2 protein-coding genes are annotated in these 1,554 nt (G+C 38.0%); both read right to left on the bottom strand.

The window, feature by feature from the left end:
• Nucleotides 1-253 (bottom strand): GNAT family N-acetyltransferase (locus QZL64_RS02180; RefSeq protein ID WP_296309176.1); only part of this gene is annotated, 253 nt, incomplete at its 3' end.
• Between the two features lie 52 nt (nucleotides 254-305).
• Nucleotides 306-1,214 carry a DUF2156 domain-containing protein gene (locus QZL64_RS02185; protein WP_156705274.1) on the bottom strand — a complete coding sequence of 303 codons (909 nt, stop codon included), beginning with the start codon at nucleotides 1,212-1,214 and terminating at the stop codon, nucleotides 306-308.
• Between the last annotated feature and the right edge of the window lie 340 nt (nucleotides 1,215-1,554).

Below are 1,554 nucleotides of genomic sequence, written 5' to 3' on the forward strand. Positions count from 1 at the left end.
GGGCTACCGGATCGGTGGCTACGCCCACCATGTAACTTACCGGTACAAGCGCACCACGCACATTGAGCGTATATTGACGCAAATGTACCATGCTGGCGAGCAATGTTCCGTCATAACCTACCATGGTATGTTCCGGTTCGTACGCTTTATTGAAATAATATTGGAAAAAAGGGTCTTCTTTATTTTCAAAACAATAATCCCATAAATTTTCAACAGCTTTTGTATCTGCTGCCGTCGCAATTCTAAACTCCATAGCACACCTCTTTTTATACAAAAAAGGGAGCCCTCAGGGCTCCCCTAATACTTTATTCCTTAACAGGACAGATATCGGCATAGACCGCATCATATTTTTCCGCAAAATGATCCGGATTATACGATTCTTTTGCCTTGCGAAGGCCCGGTAAACCCATATCTTCTTCTCGATTTACAAATTCCGTATCGGCAAATTCATGACGAATGAATTCGTTGTTAATTGCCTGATACAAACCGCGAATTGTAGGATTTGCTTTTTCAATATGAATGAGCGCCATGCGATCATTGAGATACTCACCGATAGTGAAGGCTTCAATGCGACCAAACAATTTGATAGCACCGCCTACAAGACCAAGTTCATCCCAGTGAGTAAACAACAATTTAATCGCTTCTAACTCATCTTCGATACCTTCTTCGTGATGTTGTTCTACCCAAGATTCAGCCGTGGCAATACAGTCGGCAAAAATATCTTGTGTCAGCGGCATATACTCATAATTGGTATACTGCATGCGGAACTGATTCAAGTGATTTTTCTTCTGACGCAATTTTTTACCGGATAAGCTAATTAAATCCTGTGTTTTGTAAATATACTCAAAATTATCGCGGTCCGGCGTGAATTCATAACAATCAGGACAGAGCGTATTCATACGTTCCATCATAATTGGATTGACACCTTTTAAACGAAACTCTAAGTTATTAACTTCAAACCATTCTTTAGCCATATCAAGGCCGTCTACGAATTTAGCGTCTTTACCGGCAAAAGGCGGCAACATAAACGGTTCTCGTTTACCGCCCCCTTTGATGAACAATACGCCATCTTCTTCGGCCCATTCGATGCCATAAGCATCTTGCCACATAAACAATGTGGTAAAACAGTTATCCGATGCTTCATAATGATGAATTGCAAAATAATCATCGATAATCGGTTTATCTTTTAATTCAAATCTTCTAAATGCTAAAATAGGAATCGCCTCCTACGGACTAATAGTAATAATACACAATTATAGCGTTCTGATTTTTTATAACGCTCTACATTTTTTAGGAACTATATCCCTAACCCAAATACCCTAATCTTTTAGGACTTTATTAACACTATACTCAGGGCCAATCAATACTCTTTTTAGAGTACCAATAGGGGCTGAGCTCATATAGCGAACTCTATAATTATACTACATATTTGAACTTTGTAAAATACAACTATATCTATATATTTCATTCTATATATATGATTTTACCATAAAATTGTGTAAAAGAGAATTTTTTTCACAGTTTCGGGTTATAGGACATTTTGAGTTGGTAATT

This window comes from Veillonella sp. CAG:933 (assembly GCF_000431435.1).
In the GTDB taxonomy this organism is placed as follows: Bacteria; Bacillota; Negativicutes; order Veillonellales; family Veillonellaceae; genus Veillonella_A.